The sequence below is a fragment of the Leptolyngbya sp. AN10 genome (assembly GCF_050565645.1).
GTDB lineage: Bacteria > Cyanobacteriota > Cyanobacteriia > Leptolyngbyales > Leptolyngbyaceae > Leptolyngbya.
On sequence record NZ_JBNXVP010000002.1, the window covers coordinates 122,245 to 143,774 of the forward strand.

Consider the following 21,530-nt stretch of genomic DNA (forward strand, 5'->3'; position numbering starts at 1 on the left):
CCGATGTGGACTCAGATTGATGCTCAGATTAGTCAAGCGATCGATCAATCGTTTGAAAGTCGCGATCGACGTTCGGTTGGTGGTGGCTGCATCAATCAGGGTTATCGAATCAGTGATGGCACTCTCACATTTTTTGTAAAGCTCAATCGAGCCGATCAGCTTGCCATGTTTGAAGCGGAAGCGATCGGCTTACGACACATGAGAGAAGCAGAAGCGATCCGAATTCCGAAACCGATTTGTACTGGAATTTCAGAAAGTTCAGCTTATATCGTTCTCGAATGGCTTGATTTGGGTCGGGGAAGCTCGCAAGCTTGGGCAGACATGGGACGGAATCTGGCTCGAATGCACCAGTATCAGAAATCAACGGCATTCGGATGGGAACGGAATAATACGATCGGATCAACGCCTCAGATCAATTCTTGGACATCGAACTGGACGGAATTTTTTACTCAGTATCGCATCGGGTATCAGCTTGAATTGGGAGCGCGGAACGGGGGACAGTTTCGGAATGGCGCAAAGTTACTGGAGCAAATTCCAGAATTACTCGCGGATCACAAACCGAAACCGTCGATCGTTCACGGAGATCTATGGTCAGGAAATGCGGCGGTGATGCAATCCGGGGAGCCTGTCATCTTCGATCCAGCAACGTACTGGGGCGATCGAGAAGTAGATTTGGCGATGACCGAATTGTTTGGGGGCTTTCCCGCTGAATTTTATCGGGGCTATGAAGAGAGTTATCCAACCGATGCAGGTTACAAGAGACGAAAAACGCTCTACAACCTGTATCACATTCTGAATCACTTTAATTTGTTCGGAGGCAGTTACGAATCACAAGCCAACCGAATAATCGATCAGTTAATTATGTGAGCCGTTCGTTTGGGGCACAGATTCGACACCATTCATTTGAGGAACAGATTCGATCTTTTCGATGTGAACTGCGTTGACTTCATCTGCTCTAACCGAAGCAGAATTGCGCGAGGAACTGCCACCCGGTGAAGGCATCCACCAAGCCAGAACGCTCGTCACTCCACCCCAATACAAAGCACTCGATTGGCTATCATTTGGATTCGACAGCTTAAACAAACAGAAACAAAGAATAATTGAGCTAAACACAACTTGCATACTCAAACGAACTTTTTCTTGAGTCGGCATGTAGATTTCTCCTAGATGACTAGATTTTGATTAGTATTCCCGTCTGCTTAAATTGTGGTTCACAGGGTTAACGAACCACAGTACCCATCTAGGTAATCTTAAGTAGTGCCTACTTACGCGGTTTTGGTTGCTGTAATTCTTTAGGTGCGATAAAGACTGTCTCGCCGTTCTCGTTTTGTCGCTCGATCGCGCCCAATTTCAGCAACTCCCGTTTTGCTCGATCGCGGGTCAGTTTATCTCCTGCCGCATCTGCATCTTGATACACTAAAGACCAAGCCTGAAACCGCACCCAGCCAATATCAGGATTTGTTCTCAAGAAATTTGCGGTTTCCTGAAAACTCGGCGCAAACTGCTTGTATTCCTCGGATTGAGCCGCCCAATTTGCTGTTGCATCAAACGATTTCGCGGCTCCCGGCAAATCTCCCAATAAGAGAATCTGATCCATCGCTTTCCATCGCCACACCGAAAACGCTTTTGGATGAATCTGAGGAGACAAGGCATCCGTTCCGCGTTTCATCAATTCCAGCGCAAGTTCTGGCTTGCCTAACTGATGCGACACCGTTCCCGATAAAAATAAGTAGCTTTCCACAAAGCGGGGATCGTGGCGCGTGATCAGGTCAAAATATTGAGAACTCAGAGAAAAGCCTGTCACTTCCCGCGCAGGAGTATCCCCGTAATATTGAATGAAATTCAAAAACGTCCAATTCGCCATCAAATTATCAAACCCGAAGGTCGGCATCTTACTGAGAAGATTGAGCCGCAGCCGTTCCTGTTGTTCTGCCTGTTGCGGAGTTTCAAGCGAAATAGACGGTTGTTTGAGCCGATCGATTTGAATGCCAATCACGCCCGCAAGCGCGATCGATGCGATCATTCCCTGTGCAACCCAACCCGCCCACGCTCGTTTAACGCTCAAAATCACGATCGAGAACCCCTTGTTTAACGAAGCTTAATAAAACTCAGTCCGAAACCATAGAACAATTTGCCCAAATTCCGCTAGATTGTCTTAAAGGTTGCAATCACCCGACGGAAACTAAGTCATAGTAGTCTATATGGCTGGTTTTATACTCAGAGACACTTGATTAACTGTCCTAGAACTGTCACGCTATCCGGAATAGTACTGTGTACCTTGTAGCTAGTTCCTGGGGTTCTAGTAATTTTCCTTATCCCCACCCCATTGATTATTTTATCTTCCGTCAAATTTAAATTCATCTGTGTCACCCTGTTTGCAGGTGTGATTTTTGATTACAAACTGTCCACTCCTCGTTTCCTCTACACTCAATGAATCGACCCACCCGACGTGTTTCGCTGCTCCAAGTTGCTCTCTGTAGTGGTGTCATTGCGGCGACCGCTACCGGAACCGTACTGACCGCCGATCGATCGGTGAAAGCGGCTCTCCAAGACAGCCCGAAATCTGTTCTCGATGAGGCATGGCAAATTGTCAACCGCGAGTATGTGGATGGCACTTTTAATAAAAATGATTGGCAAGCGGTTCGACAATCGCTGCTCGGTCGAGAATATTCCTCGCGGCAACAGGCGTATACGGCTCTCCGAGATGCGCTGAAGAAGCTGGATGATCCTTACACCCGCTTCATGGACCCGAAACAGTTTGAAGCCCTGACGAATCAAACCTCCGGAGAGCTTTCTGGGGTTGGTATCCGTCTCGAACAAAACGAAAAAACGAAAGTGTTAACCGTGGTTGAGCCGCTAGAGAATTCTCCAGCGATTCGGGCAGGGATCAAAACAGGCGATCGCGTTCTTGCGATTAACGGCAAATCTACGAAGGGCATGAGCGTTGAAGATGCCTCGAACCTGATTCGTGGAGAAGCGGGAACAAAAGTTACCTTACAAATCGGACGAGAAGGTGCAGCGAATTTTGATCTGCCTTTGACTCGTGCGCGGATTGAACTGCAAGCGGTTCGTGCCAGCGTCAAACAGGAAGGCAAGAACAAAATCGGATACATTCGTCTGTCGGAATTTAGCAGTCATGCGTCTGAACAGATGGAGCGGGCGATCCGCAACCTGAACGATCAGAAAGTTGATGCGTTCGTGCTCGATCTGCGTGGAAATCCGGGTGGATTGCTGCAAGCGAGTATCGATATTAGCCGGATGTGGTTAAACCAAGGCGCGATCGTCAAAACGGTGAATCGTCAAGGAATCGGGGATACCGCTTATGCACGTGGACGACAACTGACGAAATTACCCGTGGCAGTGATCGTCGATGGTCGATCGGCAAGTTCGAGTGAAATTTTGGCAGGAGCGCTGAAAGATAACAAACGCGCCACGATTGTGGGAAGTCAGACGTTTGGTAAAGCGCTGGTGCAATCGGTTCATTCGCTTTCGGATGGATCGGGATTGGCAGTGACGATCGCACATTACTACACTCCGAATGGAACTGATATTAGCCAAAAGGGAGTCACACCGGACGTGAAAGTGGATCTCTCGGATGCTCAACAGAAATTCTTGGCAACCAATCCGAGGCTGATTGGAACGCCCCAAGATCCGCAGTATGCACGAGCGCTGAATTTCTTGGAGCGGACTGCACTGGCAAAACCGGGAGCGCAACAAGCGGCTCAACAGAAAGCGCCAGCAACCCGCGAATAGTTCTAATGATTGAATGAAAGGATCGATCGTTCTTCGGAGCGATCGATTTTTGTTGGGAAGTTCCTGTGGCGAATTCATAGCAGTAGAAGTTTAGATGAGGACATCCTCGGAGTCGCCCCCAAACCTCTAATTCTGGGGGCTTAAGAGGGTGTTTGAGAAGTATAAAAAGCGGCTTTGCTGCGTTGCCAGTCCGCCCAGAAATGAATCTCCGGGCTAATGGAAGAAACCCCGCTGAAGCGGGCTAAGAGAGTCATACGAAGTTCTTAGCCCAGTTGAGTGGGCTTCCCCTGATTAGCCCGGAGATTCATTTCCGGGCGGGTGAATGCGATGAACGATTACTTATCAAACACCCTTTAAGACGCTTGCTTCCCCAAACTTGGGGGCTGGGGGGCTTTCTAGAAGTGTCCTAACTAAAGTAGGTACGGCTATACAATCCGAAAATCGCATTGTGATCATGCAAGTCGCTCATAATGTGAAAAATTCTGTAAGCAAAGTTACAAAATGAATTATGGGATCTCCTAGGCTGAAACTGGCAACGCAGCGGCAGACTAGCTTGTATGACGAAACAAAATTTAGTTGTGATCGGGAATGGCATGGTCGGTCACAAATTCCTGGAGCGGATGATCGAGAACGGATCAGAGGAATGGAATTTGATCACGTTCTGTGAAGAATCGCGGATGGCTTACGATCGAGTAAATCTCAGCGGATTTTTTGCGGGGAAAACAGCAGAAGATTTGTCCCTAGTTGAGCCAGATTTTTATGCAAAGCATAATGTTCGGGTCTATGTTGGGGATAAGGCAGTCGAGATCGATCGCACTGACAAAACCGTTACTTCTGCTCAAGGTGTCACTCTTCGTTATGACAAGCTCGTTCTTGCCACCGGATCGTTTCCATTTGTGCCGCCGATTCAAGGCAGGGAGACGCAAGGGACATTTGTGTATCGCACGATCGACGATCTCGAAGCGATCGAAGCCTACGCCCAATCATGTCGAGTTGGCGTGGTTGTTGGGGGCGGTCTGCTCGGATTGGAATGCGCGAATGCGTTGAAGAATTTGGGGCTGGAGACGCACGTTGTGGAGTTTATGCCGCGATTAATGCCTGTTCAGGTAGATGATGCGGGTGGAGCGCTGCTGAAACAGAAAATCGAAGCGATCGGGGTTTCGGTTCACACGAACAAATCGACGACGGAAATTGTGAGCGAAGATGGGCGCGTTCACAAAATGCTGTTTGCGGATGGAACGGAAGTGCAAACGGACATGATCGTGTTTTCGGCGGGGATTCGCCCGAGAGATGAAATGGCTCGATCGTGCGGTTTGACGGTTGGGGAGCGGGGTGGAATTGTCATTGATGAGAACTGTCAAACTTCGGATGCCGATATTTATGCGATCGGGGAATGTGCCCTTTATCAGAATCGCATTTATGGTTTAGTCGCTCCGGGTTACACGATGGCAACTGTGGCAGCGGATCATCTGTGTGGTGGACAGAATCAGTTCACAGGCGCGGATATGTCTACTAAGCTCAAATTGTTGGGGGTCGATGTTGCGAGTTTTGGAGATGCGTTTGCGAAGACACCAGGAGCGAAAGAAATCGCGATCGTAGATTCCATTCAAGGAACTTACAAAAAGCTGGTTATCGATCAATCTGGAAAAACACTACTAGGCGGAATTCTAGTCGGTGATGCTTCTGCTTATGGCAACTTACTTCAGTTGGTGCAGAATCAAATCACTTTACCGCCACATCCTGAAGATTTGATCATTCCGCCGCGCAATGGTAGTTCCTCAGCGTTGATGGGCGTTGATAGCTTTCCCGATACGGCTCAAATCTGCTCCTGTAACAATGTGACCAAAGCAGACATTTGTGATGCAATTCGGAATCAGGGCTTGACTGATATTGGTAGCTTGAAACAATGTACTAAAGCTGGAACAGGCTGCGGCGGATGTGTTCCGTTAGTCACTGACCTACTAAAATCGGAACTGAAGAAAGCAGGAATCGAAGTTAAGAATCATTTGTGTGAGCATTTTGCTTATTCGCGGCAGGAACTCTATCATTTAGTGCGATCGCAGAAAATCCAAACATTTGATCAACTCCTTCAGCAACATGGAACAGGTCAAGGCTGCGAAATTTGCAAACCTGCGATCGGGTCAATTCTGGCATCCGCGTGGAATGATTACATTCTCGAACCAACTCACGCAGGCTTACAAGACACGAATGATGCTTTCCTTGCTAACATTCAGCGAGATGGAACTTACTCTGTCGTTCCGCGTGTTCCGGGTGGAGAACTCACACCCGATCAATTGATTGCATTAGGTCAAGTTGCGAAAGAATTTGGACTGTACACCAAGATTACAGGCGGGCAGCGAGTTGATCTATTTGGTGCAAGAGTTGAACAGTTACCGCTAATTTGGAAACAGTTGATTGATGCTGGATTTGAATCGGGTCATGCTTACGGAAAAGCACTTAGAACTGTGAAATCTTGTGTGGGTAGCACTTGGTGTCGATTTGGAGTGCAAGATTCGACCAGTTTAGCGATCGAGGTTGAACTACGCTATCGAGGCTTACGCGCTCCGCACAAAATCAAATCTGCGGTGTCGGGTTGTACTCGCGAATGTGCAGAAGCTCAAAGCAAAGACTTCGGTATCATTGCAACTGAGAAAGGCTGGAACCTGTATGTTTGTGGCAATGGTGGAATGAAGCCGCAACACGCACAGTTACTTGCAGCAGACTTGGACAAGGAAACATTGATTCGATATATCGATCGTTTCTTAATGTTCTACATTCGCACTGCAAACCGCTTAGAACGAACTGCAACTTGGTTTAATAAGCTCGAAGGTGGAATGGACTATCTGAAGCAAGTCATTATTGATGATTCGTTGGGCATTTGTGCAGAGCTTGAGGCAGAAATGGCACATCAAGTGAATACCTATGCTTGCGAGTGGAAAACGACGATCGAAGATCCGGCAAAAATCCGGCGTTTCCGACATTTCATCAACTCAGATGATCCAGATCCGAACATTGTTCAAGTCGAAGAACGAGGACAACATCGCCCAATTTATGAACATGAACGGCAATTGTTTTCATTAACCCGATCGTAAGTTCACTTTCTGACCCTTCACCGGATTTAACTATGCAATTTTCCCAGTCTATTGCAACCACTTGGATTACTGTTTGCACCCTAGAAGACATTCTGCCGAATACCGGAGTTTGTGCTTTAGTCAATGATCAACAAGTCGCGATTTTCCGAGTCGGACAAGATCAACTTTATGCGATCGACAACTATGATCCATTCAGCAAAGCATTCGTGCTTTCTCGTGGAATTGTGGGCGATCGCAATGGAATCCCGAAAGTAGCATCTCCAATTTACAAGCAGAACTTCAATCTCAAAACAGGTGAATGTTTCGACGATTCGACTGTTACGATTCGCACGTTTGCAGTTCAACTGATTGAGAACCAAGTTCAGGTTGGTTTTAGCTAATTGTTATCGTAATCAGAAGCTTGTTCTGGGGGGTCTGGAGGCAGCTTTATCAATCCAATTCGGATCAAAACGTCAAGCGTTAATAACCAGGCTCGCAGCATCTTAACCTCTTGAGGAAAGACTTCGAGAGGCAGTGTAAACAAGCAACCTGCTAAAAACGAGTGATCAGTGTCATCATTTGAGTAATCCGATCGATGACACTGATCATATTTTTTTGTGTACCGCGATCGCGTATTGTAAAAAAACCTCTATCAATTCTGTGTCTCAAGACAGCTATTTGGTGTTAAATTTCTCTTCCACCTTTCGCAAAACGTTACGAGCGATCGAGTGGCTCTTAGTTGTTGCTTTCTTTTCGGTCTATGGATTTGACACCTTATCGAAAGGCTCGATCGCTGAATTTTGGCAAATCATGGGTTGTCTGAGCGGGTTTCTGGTTCTGAGTTGGAGCTTTCCAACTCATCGATCGGGATGGCAACAGCAAATCTATCTTGCATTCGGATTTCTGTTGGTGTTGGCGATTCGATTGATGAGCCTGGAATGGGATTTGTTCTTGTATTTTTACATTGCAAAAAGCTGTTTTCTGCTAGAGCGTAAAAGTTTAATTAGAACAATTATCACAGTAACGTTGCTGAATTTTGCTGTGTATTTCTGGACAGTGCTGCAATTGCCTCAAACGAATTCGCTTCAGATTGTTCGTTGGATGTTGCAATATGCGGTTACTTATTTCGCGATTCTTGCTTTTGTGGTTTATCTCAGTTTAGTAGTGATGACAGAACGCAAAAGCCGCCATCGAGCAGAACTGTTAGCACAACAGGTCGAGACGTTAGCTGCAACACTAGAACGAACGCGGATTGCCCGTGATATTCATGACTCGTTGGGGCATCTGCTAACAGATTTGAATACTCGGCTTGCAGTTGCTCAAGCAATGCGCGATCGCGATCCAATTGAAGCAGCAAAAGCGGTAGATATGGCAAAACTGTTGGCGAGTCAGAGCATTACGGAAGTTAAGCGATCGCTGCAAATTATTCGACGGTCTGATTTTGATCTAACACAGGCACTCACCCATCTGATGGAACAATTGCGACATCAAAATTTAAACGTTCAGTGGGAGCTTCATTTACCTGTACTTCCTTTGTCTGCTCGTCATCATCTGTTTTGTATTGTGAAAGAAGGTTTGATCAATGTTCAAAAACATTCTCATGCATCGATCGTAAAATTGCAGAGTCAGTTCAACGATCGAGAACTCTGCCTGAAGTTAATAGATAATGGTCAAGGCTTCGATCCAGCACTTCCACAGGTTGGATTTGGGTTGAAAGGCATCGAAGAGCGAGTACAACTCCTCGGCGGAACATTCACGATCCAGAGTGTGATAGGCTCCGGTACAGAAATTCAGATCACCATTCCGCTATGATTCGTCTCCTGATTGTTGATGATCAAGCTATCTTCCGCCAGGATCTTGCAAAACTGCTTTCGTTTGAGTCAGATTTGCAAGTCGTTGGGCAAGCTGCGAATGGAAAGGAAGCTCTGACACTAATTTGCGAACTTCAGCCGGATGTTGTGTTGATGGATGTCAGGATGCCGATTTGTGATGGCGTGGTTGCAACTCGTGAGATTCATCAGCGATATGCTTGGATTCGGATTCTAGTGCTAACCATGTTTGAAGATGATGAGTATATTGAACAATCTTTGAAAGCAGGCGCATTAGGCTATTTGCTCAAGGATACGCCCGTCGAGCAGATTGCGATCGCGATTCGATCCGTTTATCTAGGGTACAGTCAGCTTGGTCCCTCGATCGCGCCAAAAGTGTTTGCTCAAATGAAACCCAGCGATCGACTATCGCAAGCAGCCGTCGAAGATCTTTTGAGCGATCGCGAAATTGAAGTACTGAGCTTAATCGGACAAGGTAAAAACAATCAAGAAATTGCTCAAGTACTATTTTTGACCGAGGGAACCGTGAGAAACTATGTCACTCGAATTATGAGTCATTTGGGAGTGCGCGATCGCGTTCAAGCGGCACTCTGGGCAAAGCAGCATTTATTAAAGTGAATCTGTATACTTTGAAAGCAGCGATCGCTTAATTTCCTCAAAGTATGACTCAGCCTTCCACTGATGCGGTTCAATCTTCTTGGTCGCAAAATATCAGCATTCGATCGATTCTTTCTGCACTTGTGTTAGTGTTCGCGCTCTTTGCATTAGCCAGTGGATCGATTTTTATGAAAATTGCCACGCAAGAAATGAGCGCGAATCAAGTTGCACTCGATCGAGTTGCGATCGCGGCAGTCGTATTCACGGTTTGGAATAGCATTCGAGCGATTACAACAAAAGAAGAGAAGTCGATCGAGAAAATTAGCTGGCGTGAAGTTAGATTACTCACAGGAGCAGGAGCTAGTTTTGCTGCATTCATTGTTCTACTCGCTTGGTCACTTGCTCATACTCAGGTAGCGAATGCAACTTTGCTCACTCACATGATGCCTATCTTTACCACTTTTGGCGGGTGGTTGTTTCTGAAACAGCAATTTAGTCGGCAGTTTTGGATCGGGTTAGGGATTGCTTTAATTGGGGCGATCGCGATCGGTGCAGGCGATTTGAGCTTAGATCCTGACACAATTTGGGGAGATGTAGCAGCACTGGGTTCAGCCGTATTTATCGCGATCGAACTTTTGATCGTGGAACAATTGCGAACTCGATTTGCAACTCCTGTAATTGCAATGGGCGAAAGCGCGATCGCGAGTTTTTTACTACTACCTTTAGTGCTATTTAAGGGTGCTTCATTGTTGCCCCCTTCGATTGAAAGCGGATTAGCAGTACTAGCAGCAGCATTGATTACTCAAGTGACAGGACATGGATTGCTAACTTACAGCTTGAAGAAATTTTCAGCAGGATTAGTATCAGTAGCACTGTTAGCAGTTCCAATGATTGCAGCAGGATTAGCAGTCGTGTTGTTTAGGCAAACGATTACTTTGGGAAACGCGATCGCGTTTCTTGTAGTACTGGGCGGAATCTATTTAACCGTGGCGGCTCCAAAAAATTCTTAAACAACGACGCGGGTGACGGAAAGACAGCCCTCACCACCCGTCCCTGACTAATACCGCTCAACAGGTGCAACCGTTTTCACATACGCTTGATCACTGGCAATCAGCGTCCAGCCTATTTCTCGTAGTTTTTGATAGGTCGTCCAGCCCTTGGATGCGCCGCGAATCTGCAAATCCGGGACGCGATACTGTGGAAACGACGTATAGGGTGTCCAGGGTTGGTGAGGTTGTTCGCGCAGGTGGAGAATCTTCGTTCCGCCACCCAGTCCCGCTAACCAACACATTTGTCCAGCCATTGCTTTGCTCTCCAGTGAAACGACTTCGATGATCAGTTTTCTCTAACCGCACCGATTATGTACACATTATGTCCGCTCTTTTTAAAAATCCATTGATAAAAAGGCTGAATTGTGCATAGAAAAGTTTCAGCCTTGCGATCGAGAGAAGGCGAAAATCGATATTCCCAAGTCGGGATCAATTCTTCTACGTAATTTCCGGTTTATTTTTAGAAATAGATTGAAAATGGGTCAAAAATTTTGATTTGCTGACTCAAATTGCGGATAGATATAAAAGGGCACACCGTATTGATCGTGATAGCAGTGTTCTTTACCCTTTCTCCGTAGCACCTCGGTATGACCTCAGTTGTAACTTCCGAAATTTCTTTATATGAACTGGTGGCGGGTTCGACTTCATCCGCCTTGGCAATGCACGTTAGCCCAGTAACGTTCAAAGCGATGATGAGTAGTTTGATTGACTTGTTGATTGATCAGAGTGAGCCTGCCTCAGTTTGGGTAAAACTACCGAAAGGAGAGGCATGGCAAACCGAATTCGATCGCTATCTTGATCAGATGCCGCCCCAACAGCAAGTGTTCTGTTTCAAAAATCAGCCAGACGAAGTTCCAGAAGGGACTGAGTTGAAATCTTTGTATTCACCAAGTTCGATCGTATTGCCGCCCGATAGTGCTCTAAGAAGAGAATATTTTTTCATCGTTTGGTCAAAACAGTTCTGTGGGTTGCTCGTAGGACATCGGGCGAAACTTGTAGCACGTGAAGTCGAATCGCTGTCGTCGATCGAGGAAGAAGCGCCTGAGAAGAAACAAGCGCTAATGGCATATCTGGTGATTGATCCGGTGACTGTGCGGACTGCGATCGCGCAACTTCAACCGCTGGCTTCAAGGTCAGAATTGCTGCCTGAATTTGAGACGTTTAATCCAGTTCTAGCTAATCAAATCTTAACTAAACATATCCAGCGTCAAGAAGATCTATGGCAACGAGCAACTACGCATCGTCGTCAAGCTGAAATGGCGAATTTGCTCCAACTTCAGAATGACGAGTTACTAGGCTCGATTCGCTTAAAAGATGAGTTTTTGCACAATGTCGGGCAAGAATTAAGAACGCCGCTGACGAATATGAAAACAGCGTTGACATTGCTAAATTCTCCGAGCTTGAAGCCGACCCAGAAGCAGCGGTATATGGAATTGCTGGTAAGGGAATGCGATCGACAAAGTTCGCTAATTACAAGCCTGCTGGATCTAGTCAGTTTGGATCAAATGGCAGAACAAACCACAGTTCAAGCAATTAGTTTAATGGATGTGGTTCCGGGCGTGGTGAGTACGTATCAGCCATTAGCCGAAGAAAAAGGGGTGCGATTGGCGTATACGATTCCGGAGAATTTACCTGCGATTTCGTGTTTCCCGACTTGGTTAAAACAGATTGTGATTAATCTTCTGCACAACGGCATTAAGTTTACGCCGCGTGGGGGACAAGTCTGGGTGAAAGCGAAACAGCAAGGGGATTATGTCCAGCTTGAGTTTCGGGATACTGGAATTGGCATTGCCCAGAACGATATTCCGAAAATCTTCGATCGGTTTTATCGGATTCGGCAATCGACAGATGAGGACATGAGCGGTGCGGGATTGGGATTAACGATCGTGCAGAAGCTTCTTTTACACTGTGGCGGGTCGATTAGTGTTAAGAGCCGAATCGGGGAAGGATCGGTGTTTAATGTGCTGCTGCCGCTATATCGAAATCAGGAAGAGAGCTAAGTTCGTGCAGGATTGTGTAAAATTACACAATCCTGCACGAACTTAAAGATCTGTGAAATTTTATTAGCATTCAAATTAGTTTAATTTTTGCTAGTACGCTATCAACATTGAGCAAGTACAGGCATCAGGGTGAGGAAACGGAATGTTAGAGGATGTAGATGCAACTCTACGAGAGTTTTTGACGCATGAGCTATCTACCCAGACGGAAAATATCAGAATTAGCTTCGCTTCACCGGATAGTGAATTCAGGGTTAATGTTCAACCCCCCGCGATCGGTCTTTTTCTATATGATGTGCGGGAAAATTTAGAGCTTCGGCGCACTGATTCAACGCTCGATCGCCAAGAAAACAGAGCTTTAATTAAACGCCCCTCTGTGCGGATCGACTGCTCTTATCTCATCACTGCTTGGGCGACTGAAACCGCTGATGCAATTCAGGCGGAGCATTTCTTGTTAGGGAAAGTGATGCAGGTGCTATTGCGCTATCGATCGATTCCGACTACCCTCCTCCAGGGGAGGCTGCGGCAACAAGAACTGCCTGTACGTCTCCTTTCGATGCGCCCCAGTTTGCTTCAAGGCTTTGGTGAGTTTTGGCAAGCGATTGGAGCTAAACCTAAAGCTTTTTTAAGTTGTACGGTAACAATCGCAGTTCCGATCGAGGATACCGGAATGACTGTTGCTCTTGTGACAGGTCAACAATTGGTCAGCCAACCTAAAGTCTAGGTGCAGTAACGATGGAAATTCGACGAGAAACAACTTCTCATCAAGTTGCGATCGCAGGTCGAGTGAGCGATCAAAACCAGATGCCGCTGCATCGCGTGAAAGTTGAACTGATTGAGATGCCTGAAGATTTAAAGGCAAAGCGATCGCTACTGCAACGCCTTTACAAAACTGACTGGGAAACGTCAGCGAAACGCTTCGATCAAACTTACACTGCGATCGATGGCTGGTTTTATTTCATTGATTTACCCACTGGACACTACACCATTCAACTCTCGTCTTCTGAGGGTAGTAATGCACAGAATCCTGTGCCTGTTGTGGTAAATCGCGAAGTTGGAGCAACCTGGATCAATTTGAGCTATTAAATAGCCGAAATTGAGGGGTATGCACTGTTTAATGTTGAGCTTTAATGTTTAGCTTGGAGCAATTCCTATGCCGACTGTTTATCTATCTCCTGGTGTTTATGTTGAAGAAGTGCCTTCGGGGTCTGCACCGATCGCAGGTGTGGGAACCAGCACAGCGGGTTTTATTGGCGTGATTAGTGAATTGGCGACTGCGAGTAAAGAGACTAAACCGCTTGCGATCGTCAAGGAGACCAATGATGCAAAGTCATATATACAACCGCTTGCGAATGTTACAGGTGAAAAAGTTGGGGTTGGAGATGGAGCGAAAACGGTTTTTAAGCTGAGTGCGTATCCGGTCACGAATGTCGAAGTCAAGGTGAAGGGCAGCAACGTTAAGGTAACACTCCAGCAGGATGCACAGAAACGAGAGTCTCGAATTCAGTTTGCAAAAGCTCCTGAGAGTGAGAGCGAGATTGTTGCTGATTATTCGCGGATCGTGCGATCGAGTCCTGCGGGAGAAGTGCAACTGTGTACGAATTTTACAGAGTTTAAGAATGCTTTTGGAGACTTTTCCAATAGCAATATTCAACAGCGCACTCTTGCTCATGCAGTGTTTGGATTCTTTAGAAATGGAGGAACTCGCTGCTTTGTTGTGTGGGTGAATAGCATTGCTGAATTGGATGGTGCGCTGGAACAGTTTGAAGCGATCGATGAAATTGCGATCGTGGCGGCTCCGGGTTTGATTGATTCACAAGAAGGGGACGCGGTAGTGCATGGCAAACTGAATGATCACTGTAAAAAAATGGGCGATCGGGTTGCGGTGTTAGATAGTCGAGCAGAGGTGACATTGAGTAGTGCTGCTTCGATCAATGCGCTTAAGCCGTTCAATTCTGACTATGCTGCGCTCTACTTCCCGTGGCTGCAAGTTTATGATTCTGCCTCGGATAGTAATATCTATGTGCCGCCTAGTGGTCACATTGCTGGGGTCTATGCGCGGGTTGATGGTCAGAGGGGAGTGTTCAAAGCTCCAGCAAATGAAGCCATTTTGGGGGCAGTGGGACTGAAGTATAACGTGAGCAAATCGCAGCAAGATGGCTTGAATCCACAGGGGATTAACTGTATCCGTAATGTGAATGGCAATATTCGCGTCTGGGGGGCGCGGACGCTCGGTGGAGATGCCAATCTGGACTTTAAGTACATTAGTGTGCGTCGATTGTTTAACTATCTGCGAGAGTCGATCGATGAAGGAACGCAATGGTCAGTGTTTGAACCGAACACACCGGAACTTTGGGCAAAGATTCGTCGCAATGTGAATGCGTTTCTGCTGACGGTTTGGCGAAGTGGTGCATTGTTTGGTGATACCCCAGAACAAGCCTTTTTTGTGAAGTGTGATGCAGAAACAAATCCACCAGACTTGCGGGAGAATGGTCAAGTTGTGACTGTGATCGGGGTTTCGGTTGCGAAGCCTGCTGAGTTTGTGGTGTTCCGTATTAGTCAATGGTCTGGTGAAAATCGCTAGTTTTACAGGGTCGCTCGATGCAAGCAAACTATTCTGTTCCTGGTATTATTCGCGAAGAAGTCTTTCCAACAGTGCAACCTGCTTTGGTGACAGGAGTTCCAGTCTTTCTGGGACGAGTTGCCAAAGCGAAGGAGAGCGGTTTACGATCGCTCAAACTTTGGACAGAATTTGCTTCGTACTTTGCAGCTTCTTCCAAGACTCTGCTGGCGGCAGCAGTACGGGGTTTCTTTGAGAACGGGGGGCAGTGGTGCTATGTCCTACCGATCGCTGAGTTGAGTCAGGAAGCATTAAGTAACGCATTGATAGAACTAGAAAGCTTGGACAAAATCGATCTAGTCTGTGCGCCTGATCTAGCAACATTACCGATTGCTGAAGCCATTAGACTTCAGCAACTGGTCTTAGAACACTGCGATCGATTGGGAAATCGTTTTGCAATTTTAGATGCAGTGAATGACTCGATCGGGCAAATCAAGGATCAACAGTCACAGCTTTCTAGTTCTAATGCTGGTTCTAATGGGGCACTTTACGCACCTTGGGTAAAGCTCGTTAGCAAGGAGGTTGTGCCACCTTGTGGTCATATTGCTGGATTGTATGCTCAACGCGATCGTAGTTCGGGGGTACACATGCCACCTGCGAATTTAGTCGTGGAAGGCATTATCGATTTGAGCTATACGATCGCGCCAGAGCAGTTTAGAGAACTCAATCCAAACTATGGAACTGTGAGCGCTGGCGTGAACTGTCTGCAAGTGTTACCGGGTCGCGGCATTCGGGTCTGGGGCATTCGTACCCTTAGTCGCGATCCAGACTGGTTTTACATCAGTGTGCGGCGATTGTTCATTACGCTGTTTCGCTGGATTGATCTCAACTTAGCGAGTGCTGCATTTGAACCGAATGATTTTCGACTGTGGCGATCGATTGAACGGGAACTAACAGTGTATCTCGAATCGCTGTTGCAGAAAGGAGCGCTGAAAGGTGGTCTTGCTGAACAAGCGTTTTATGTTCGCTGCAATGATACGACCAATACGATCGCCGATCGAGAAGCGGGACGAGTGATCACCGAAATTGGACTAGCCCCAATCATGCCGAATGAATTCATCACAGTGCGATTCATTCAAGGAGAAACGGGAGTCGTCGCTAGAACTTGAACTATTCATCTAGGAGAATTTAACAATGGCATCTGTTGTTCGTCGCGATCCGTATGGAGTCTACAACTTCTATGTTGAGTGGGATGGCATCATTCATGCAGGCTTTCAAAGCTGTAGTGGTTTGAAATCGAGTCAGGAGGCTGGAACTTACCGGGAAGGGACTGATCCACTCACACAGCGCAAAATTCCAGGTTTAGTGAGCTATGACAACATCACCTTAAAGCGGGGCATCACGAGCAATGATGAACTGTGGAAATGGCGCACACAGCTTGCAAGTGGAAACGCCAATCGACGTAATTTATCGATCGTCGTGATGGACGATACAGGCGTTGAGAAAATTCGCTGGAACTTGATCAACTGCTGGCCCATAAGCTGGTCTGCGGATGAGTTCAATGCGGAATCCGATGCGTTCGCGATCGAGACTTTAGAACTGGCTCATGAAGGCGTAACGATCGATAAATGGTCGTAGATTTGATTACAGAGAGAAGAAGCGATGCTACCACAAACTGAATTTTCGTTTGTGCTACCTTATGGATTCCGAGATGCAGAGGGAACTTTGCACCAAGAAGGAACAATGCGGTTAGCAACAGCGTTCGATGAGATTGCACCGTTACGAGATCCGCGTGTGCAGGCAAATCCAGGTTACTTAATTTTGATTTTGCTATCGCGAGTCATTACGCAGTTAGGAACATTGCCTGCACTGAATCCGAAACTACTCGAAGGTTTGTTCTCTGCCGATTTAGTGTACTTGCAAGACCTTTATCAGCGGATTAATCAAGTCGGGCATCGTCGATTTGCAGTCGCTTGTCCACACTGTCAAGGAGAATTTGAGGTAGAAACTGAGCCGCTGGGGGAGTCGTCCGCTACCCTTGCGATCGACTCCGCGAAGAGGTAGCTTATCTGGCTTACTATCTGCACTGGAATTACGACAACATCATGAGTATGGATCATCGTGAACGTCAGCAATGGGTCGCAGAAGTCGCACAGATTAATCAGCGTATGAACGAATCCACTTCAAGTGCATCGTGGTGAATCAAATCATGGTTAATCAAATCAATAATGCAGGGGTAACTGCAATTAAATCGATCCTCGGCATTCCTCACGATCCTTACTCTGCTTGTAATTTCTGGGTAGAAGTGGGTGGCTTAGTCGTGGGTGGATTTAGCTCAGTTAAAGGGCTTGAGAGTTCAATCACAATGAAATCCTACGAGGAAGGAGGAGTCAATAACTTTGTGCATCAGTTCCCAGAAACCACGAGCTACTCGAATATCGTGCTAAGTCGTGGGCTAACGGATAATGATTTGCTCTGGCGTTGGTATTGGGCGGCAACCCAAGGCATGATTGTTCAGCACAGCGGTACGATTTTGCTGCTCGATCGACAACAACGCCCGGTGCAATGGTGGAATTTTCTGAATGCGTATCCAGTGAAATGGACGGGTCCAGCCTTTGATGCGAGTAGCGATGAGATTGCGATCGAAGAATTTGAACTGGTGCATCAAGGGATTCAGAAATTTCCTGCTGCGCCACTTTCCCAAGCAATTCTCTCCTCATGATTTTTTGAGCTTATGTTTGATCTTCAGTGGCAAACCTCGATCGATCCAGTGCTAATTCAGCGACTCTTACGGACTGCCCAGCGTCCCGGAGTAGTTGATTTGTCCATGCCTCAGAAAATTGCGGTTCGCACTCAACAATTGGGCGATCGCTTATCTCTACTCAATACATTCAAACGACATAGCACGATCGAGCAATCTAATACTGTTCCGATTGTTTATGCCCAGCCTTCAAGATCAGAAGCAGTAGATAGACCTGTTTCTGAGTCTCGATCGATTGCGGAGATAGTTAAGCCTCAAATTAGAACTACAGCGAACAGTTCTAAAGTAGAGATGACTAAACCTCACATTGGAACAGCAAATAGTTCTAAAGCTGCTACTCCAGTTGTTCGATCGATTCCTGCTTCGTCTGCTGGATCAACAGTCATTCAAGCAAAGTTTGAGACGGGAGCCACTTCTAGTTCTATGCTCGATCGAACTTCTACGATCGACCAGTTCACTCCAGAGCGCTCATCTGTAATGCTACCTGATCAAGCTCCGCCAACAATTGTCGATCGATTGATAGTTCCTGAGAATGTCGATCGATTGATAGTTCCTGAGAAAGTGCAGCAATTCGAGGAGCATCAATCTCTGTCAATTGCTCCAGTTGTCTCTCCTGAGAAAGTGCAGTTATTCAAAGCTGATCAAGCTCCGATGACAATCCCTCCGCCAGTCGTGTTTGCGAAACAATTACAACCGGAATTCAAAGACCGTCCTTCTCCGTTGGTTGTTGCTCCATTTGCTCGATCAATAGATTCTAGTGTTCCGCTTGTTCATCCTATGCCTCGCGAAACAATTTCTACATCGAACTCAATAGAATCGCTCAAATCATCCACTCTATCGACTAGGCAAACCATTGAACATCGAACGATTGAGCCAACTCAGAGCAGAACTACGATCTCTTTGAGTTACCCGCAAGGGGTCGCGCCAACTCCTGAAGCACCCCAGATTGATCTTGATGATTTAACTCGACAGATTGAACGCAAGTTAGCGCGACGAATGGTGATTGAACAAGAACGCCGAGGAAGAATGCCGTGGAGTTAGCGAAACTACAAATTCTAGTCGAACGAAAATATCCTACGTTCAAAGAGGAAGATCCGATCTTCGTACTATTTAATCCCAGCAGTATTTCCATTACGAAAGTCGGCTGGGAGAAACAGAAAGATACCTTAGTTGCAGCAGATAACTCTGATAGTTTAAGTTTAGATTTGTTTTTTGACACCAGTTTGCCAACCACACGACTGCGCCCAACCGGGTTAATGAGTGCAGAATTTAGCAGCACTGGACAAGCGATCGCAGAAGGATTGCTTGCAGTCGGAACTGCAACAGATGTCCGCATCTATACGCGCAAAATTATTGCCTTAACTGAGAAAAAAGGCGAGTATGGCAATCCGCCCCGTCCGCCTCTGTGCAAGCTCCAGTGGGGCTTTTACGAAGATCTCTTTCAAGGTGTTCTAGAAAAAATCGAGATTCAATATACACGGTTTCGCCCGGACGGAGTGCCCATTCGTGCGGAACTGAAATGCTCGTTTGAACAATGGCAACCTTCAGAGCAAAAAGAGAAAGCTGCTAACCCGATCGATGATCCGATTCGGATTGTTAAACGCGGCGAAACGCTTAGCAGCATTGCCGCCGAAGAATACAACGATCCCGCACTCTGGCGCGTCATTGCGATCGCGAATCGCCTCCATGATCCGCGTGGTCAACTTGTTCCTGGTCAGCGTCTGACTGTTCCGCCCCTCAATCCCAATACTGCTCAGAGGTAACGATGCTCAATCCGACTGCTAGCCTGTCCCCTAAAGTTAGACTCGAAATCGGCAATACTCCTTTGCCCACGAAAGCGATCGCGGATATTCAAGAAGTCACTGTTTCGGAGCAGCTTGATGGTGTGAGTGCTTTCTCAATCCGCCTTAATACATGGGACTTGGATAGTAGTCAATTTACTTGGATTGATGATCCGCTGTTTGACTGTGGCGCACAGGTAAAAGTTCAACTCGGCTATGGTAGCCAGGTTGCAACGGTTCTAGAAGGCGAAATTACGGGGTTAGAGCCAGAATTTGAACAGGGAAAAAGTCCCGTCTTCATTGTTCAAGGTTACGATGTGCGGCATCGTTTAATGCGGGGACAAAAAACGCGCACCTTTCGCCAAATGACTCCTACAGCAATTATGCGTCAGATTGCTCAAGAGCAAGGTTTATCGATCGTGTGTCCAGAGCATCCGGTTCAAATTCCCTACCTAGTTCAGTCGAATCAAAGTGATTGGAAGTTTTTGCAGACCCACGCTCAGAAGATCGGGTATGAGATTGGAGTAGATGGAATGCAGTTACACATTCGTCCCCGCCAAACCGCTTCTTTGAAAGTAAAAACCTTGACGTGGAAGAAAGACTTGCTAGAGTTCTTTCCTCGGATTACCACGCTGAATCAAGTAAGTGCGATCGCAGTTCGATCTTGGGACGCGCAGCAGAAAGGGGTAACGATTACCGAAGTGTCAGCGGACGACGAAGCTGAACCGATGGGTACGACCAGTGGCGCGATCGCAGTACGACGAGAGTTTGGAGCAAGTACCTACACAGTCGTTGATTTGCCTGTACAAAGTGCAGAAGAAGCGCAGAATTTTGCGAAAGGCAAGCTAGAAGAAATTCGATTGCTCTATAACATGGCAACTGGAGTGTGCCGAGGAAGTCCAGAACTGAGCGTGGGGAAAACGATCGAGATTAAAGGAGTCGGGACGCGATTTAGTGGATTGTACTATCTTGCTGCGGTCGAACATCGCTACTCACGCAGCGCAGGCTATCAAACAGAGTTCAAGGGACTTAGGAGTGCAGCATGATCAACATGAATTTATGGTCTTCGTTTAATTCGGCTTCGGAGCGATCTCAGCAGGATAGCTCGCAGCATTATGGCGTAGTGATTGGCGAAGTGACTAACAATCAAGATGAAGCGGGTTTAGGACGGGTGAAGCTGAAGTTACCTTGGCTTTCGGAAGAGGATGAGAGCAACTGGGCGCGAGTCGTGACACCGATGGCAGGTGCGAATCAAGGGATTTATTTTCTGCCAGAAGTGGGCGATGAAGTGTTAGTCGCGTTTGAACAAGGTAACATTGAATTCCCCTATGTTCTAGGAGCGCTTTGGAATGGTCAAGATAGTCCTCCCACTACGAACGAAGATGGCAATAACAATCAGCGATTGATTAAGTCTCGCAGTGGGCATGAAATTACGCTGGATGACACTGAAGGCGAAGCAAAAATCGAGATTAAGAGCGGCAACAATCGCATTCTGATCGCAGTTCAAGAGAATACGATCGAGATTACGGCAGAAGGCGATCTAACCCTGCAATCGTCCACAGGTAAGGTAACGTTGAGCGGCAATGGCATTGAACTCAATTCGCAAGGTGAAGTCAAGATTTCTGCGGCTCAAACGATGTCGATCGAAGCCAATGCCACGATCGACATTCAAGGCGCGATGATCAATCTCAATTAAGGAATCAACATGGGACAACCTGCTGCAACCCAAGGGGATTTAGTCACCACATCTTGCATTCACCAGGTCAAGGGAAAACCGCCGCCACCTCCAGCACCCCCGATCGCGGCTCCAGTGCCGCATCCTTTTGTGGCAACCATCAATCAAAGTCTAAGTACAAAGGTAAAGATTGGTGGCAAATTTGTAGCACTGGAAGGCAGTAAAGGAATGGCATCGGCTCATCCACCCCTGCCGCCACCTGGAACGGCTCCACTCGGATTTGTCAATCCACCGAACAATCAAACGGAAATTATCAGCGGTAGTAAAACCGTCAAGATTGAAGGGAAAGCCGTGGCAAGAATTGGTGATCCGGTGAAAACCTGTAGCGAATCACCGCCACCACATGGATCAATCGCTCCAGGGGGTTCACCTGCCACTGTCATGATTGGAGGATAAG

Annotated in this window: 24 protein-coding genes; 21 read left to right on the plus strand and 3 right to left on the minus strand. The window is 46.9% G+C overall.

Annotated elements, in window-relative coordinates:
- The first annotated feature begins 3 nt into the window (after positions 1-3).
- On the plus strand, positions 4-867 hold the full coding sequence (locus ACQ4M5_RS03475; protein ID WP_430674206.1) for a fructosamine kinase family protein: 864 nt from the start codon (positions 4-6) through the stop codon (positions 865-867).
- Here ACQ4M5_RS03475 and ACQ4M5_RS03480 read toward each other — a convergent pair.
- Together ACQ4M5_RS03480 and ACQ4M5_RS03485 are read right to left on the minus strand one after the other, a co-directional pair.
- Positions 856-1,152 (minus strand): hypothetical protein, encoded by a 297-nt coding sequence (locus ACQ4M5_RS03480; protein WP_430674207.1) that lies wholly within the window; start codon positions 1,150-1,152, stop codon positions 856-858. The two genes, ACQ4M5_RS03475 and ACQ4M5_RS03480, sit on opposite strands and share 12 nt — an antisense overlap.
- A 109-nt stretch (positions 1,153-1,261) precedes the next feature.
- Positions 1,262-2,071: a hypothetical protein gene (locus ACQ4M5_RS03485; protein ID WP_430674209.1), complete on the minus strand. Its 810-nt coding sequence runs from the start codon at positions 2,069-2,071 to the stop codon at positions 1,262-1,264.
- 359 nt (positions 2,072-2,430) lie between these two features.
- Between ACQ4M5_RS03485 and ctpB the strand changes: the two genes are divergently transcribed.
- The 6 genes from ctpB (at position 2,431) to ACQ4M5_RS03515 (ending at position 10,260) form a co-directional block, all read left to right on the plus strand.
- Positions 2,431-3,753, plus strand: coding sequence for a carboxyl-terminal processing protease CtpB (gene ctpB / locus ACQ4M5_RS03490; protein ID WP_430674210.1), 1,323 nt, complete (start codon positions 2,431-2,433; stop codon positions 3,751-3,753).
- Between the two features lie 557 nt (positions 3,754-4,310).
- Entirely contained in the window at positions 4,311-6,845 is a 2,535-nt protein-coding gene (gene nirB / locus ACQ4M5_RS03495) for a nitrite reductase large subunit NirB (RefSeq protein ID WP_430674211.1), read from the plus strand.
- A 32-nt stretch (positions 6,846-6,877) separates the two neighbouring features.
- On the plus strand, positions 6,878-7,225 hold the full coding sequence (gene nirD, locus ACQ4M5_RS03500; RefSeq protein WP_430674212.1) for a nitrite reductase small subunit NirD: 348 nt from the start codon (positions 6,878-6,880) through the stop codon (positions 7,223-7,225).
- Positions 7,226-7,484: 259 nt separating this feature from the next.
- Positions 7,485-8,636 (plus strand): sensor histidine kinase, encoded by a 1,152-nt coding sequence (locus ACQ4M5_RS03505; protein ID WP_430674213.1) that lies wholly within the window; start codon positions 7,485-7,487, stop codon positions 8,634-8,636.
- Positions 8,633-9,271: a response regulator gene (locus ACQ4M5_RS03510; protein ID WP_430674214.1), complete on the plus strand. Its 639-nt coding sequence runs from the start codon at positions 8,633-8,635 to the stop codon at positions 9,269-9,271. The genes ACQ4M5_RS03505 and ACQ4M5_RS03510 overlap by 4 nt, the downstream gene beginning before the upstream one ends.
- Positions 9,272-9,315: 44 nt before the next feature.
- Complete coding sequence (locus ACQ4M5_RS03515; protein WP_430674215.1) at positions 9,316-10,260, plus strand: DMT family transporter; 945 nt, start codon at positions 9,316-9,318, stop codon at positions 10,258-10,260.
- A gap of 47 nt (positions 10,261-10,307) precedes the next feature.
- Here the strand turns inward: ACQ4M5_RS03515 and ACQ4M5_RS03520 are convergent, their stop codons facing one another.
- A complete protein-coding gene (locus ACQ4M5_RS03520) occupies positions 10,308-10,553 on the minus strand; it encodes a hypothetical protein (RefSeq protein ID WP_430674216.1) in 246 nt (81 codons plus the stop codon).
- A gap of 333 nt (positions 10,554-10,886) precedes the next feature.
- Here ACQ4M5_RS03520 and ACQ4M5_RS03525 point away from each other — a divergent pair, with 333 nt between their 5' ends.
- From ACQ4M5_RS03525 to ACQ4M5_RS03590, 14 genes are all read left to right on the plus strand, one after another.
- Positions 10,887-12,299 (plus strand): ATP-binding protein, encoded by a 1,413-nt coding sequence (locus ACQ4M5_RS03525; RefSeq protein WP_430674217.1) that lies wholly within the window; start codon positions 10,887-10,889, stop codon positions 12,297-12,299.
- A 142-nt stretch (positions 12,300-12,441) separates the two neighbouring features.
- Positions 12,442-13,020, plus strand: coding sequence for a DUF4255 domain-containing protein (locus ACQ4M5_RS03530; protein WP_430674218.1), 579 nt, complete (start codon positions 12,442-12,444; stop codon positions 13,018-13,020).
- An 11-nt stretch (positions 13,021-13,031) separates the two neighbouring features.
- Positions 13,032-13,382, plus strand: coding sequence for a hypothetical protein (locus ACQ4M5_RS03535; RefSeq protein ID WP_430674219.1), 351 nt, complete (start codon positions 13,032-13,034; stop codon positions 13,380-13,382).
- 67 nt (positions 13,383-13,449) lie between these two features.
- Positions 13,450-14,880 carry a phage tail sheath family protein gene (locus ACQ4M5_RS03540; RefSeq protein ID WP_430674220.1) on the plus strand — a complete coding sequence of 477 codons (1,431 nt, stop codon included), beginning with the start codon at positions 13,450-13,452 and terminating at the stop codon, positions 14,878-14,880.
- 17 nt (positions 14,881-14,897) lie between these two features.
- Positions 14,898-16,025 (plus strand): phage tail sheath family protein, encoded by a 1,128-nt coding sequence (locus ACQ4M5_RS03545; RefSeq protein WP_430674221.1) that lies wholly within the window; start codon positions 14,898-14,900, stop codon positions 16,023-16,025.
- Between the two features lie 25 nt (positions 16,026-16,050).
- The gene (locus ACQ4M5_RS03550; protein WP_430674222.1) at positions 16,051-16,494 is read left to right on the plus strand and encodes a phage tail protein; all 444 of its coding nucleotides are present in this window, start codon (positions 16,051-16,053) and stop codon (positions 16,492-16,494) included.
- Between the two features lie 24 nt (positions 16,495-16,518).
- Complete coding sequence (locus ACQ4M5_RS03555) at positions 16,519-16,920, plus strand: phage tail assembly protein (protein ID WP_430674223.1); 402 nt, start codon at positions 16,519-16,521, stop codon at positions 16,918-16,920.
- A 38-nt stretch (positions 16,921-16,958) separates the two neighbouring features.
- Positions 16,959-17,057 carry a DUF6760 family protein gene (locus ACQ4M5_RS03560; RefSeq protein WP_430674465.1) on the plus strand — a complete coding sequence of 33 codons (99 nt, stop codon included), beginning with the start codon at positions 16,959-16,961 and terminating at the stop codon, positions 17,055-17,057.
- A gap of 8 nt (positions 17,058-17,065) precedes the next feature.
- A complete protein-coding gene (locus ACQ4M5_RS03565; protein WP_430674224.1) occupies positions 17,066-17,578 on the plus strand; it encodes a phage tail protein in 513 nt (170 codons plus the stop codon).
- Positions 17,579-17,590: 12 nt separating this feature from the next.
- Positions 17,591-18,658: a hypothetical protein gene (locus ACQ4M5_RS03570; RefSeq protein WP_430674225.1), complete on the plus strand. Its 1,068-nt coding sequence runs from the start codon at positions 17,591-17,593 to the stop codon at positions 18,656-18,658.
- On the plus strand, positions 18,649-19,380 hold the full coding sequence (locus tag ACQ4M5_RS03575; protein WP_430674226.1) for a LysM peptidoglycan-binding domain-containing protein: 732 nt from the start codon (positions 18,649-18,651) through the stop codon (positions 19,378-19,380). Before ACQ4M5_RS03570 ends, ACQ4M5_RS03575 begins: the two co-directional genes overlap by 10 nt.
- A 2-nt stretch (positions 19,381-19,382) precedes the next feature.
- Positions 19,383-20,444 (plus strand): phage late control D family protein, encoded by a 1,062-nt coding sequence (locus ACQ4M5_RS03580; RefSeq protein ID WP_430674227.1) that lies wholly within the window; start codon positions 19,383-19,385, stop codon positions 20,442-20,444.
- Entirely contained in the window at positions 20,441-21,094 is a 654-nt protein-coding gene (locus tag ACQ4M5_RS03585; protein WP_430674228.1) for a phage baseplate assembly protein V, read from the plus strand. The genes ACQ4M5_RS03580 and ACQ4M5_RS03585 overlap by 4 nt, the downstream gene beginning before the upstream one ends.
- A gap of 9 nt (positions 21,095-21,103) precedes the next feature.
- Positions 21,104-21,529, plus strand: a complete 426-nt coding sequence (locus ACQ4M5_RS03590) for a PAAR domain-containing protein (protein WP_430674229.1) — start codon at positions 21,104-21,106, stop codon at positions 21,527-21,529.
- Position 21,530 lies beyond the last annotated feature (1 nt).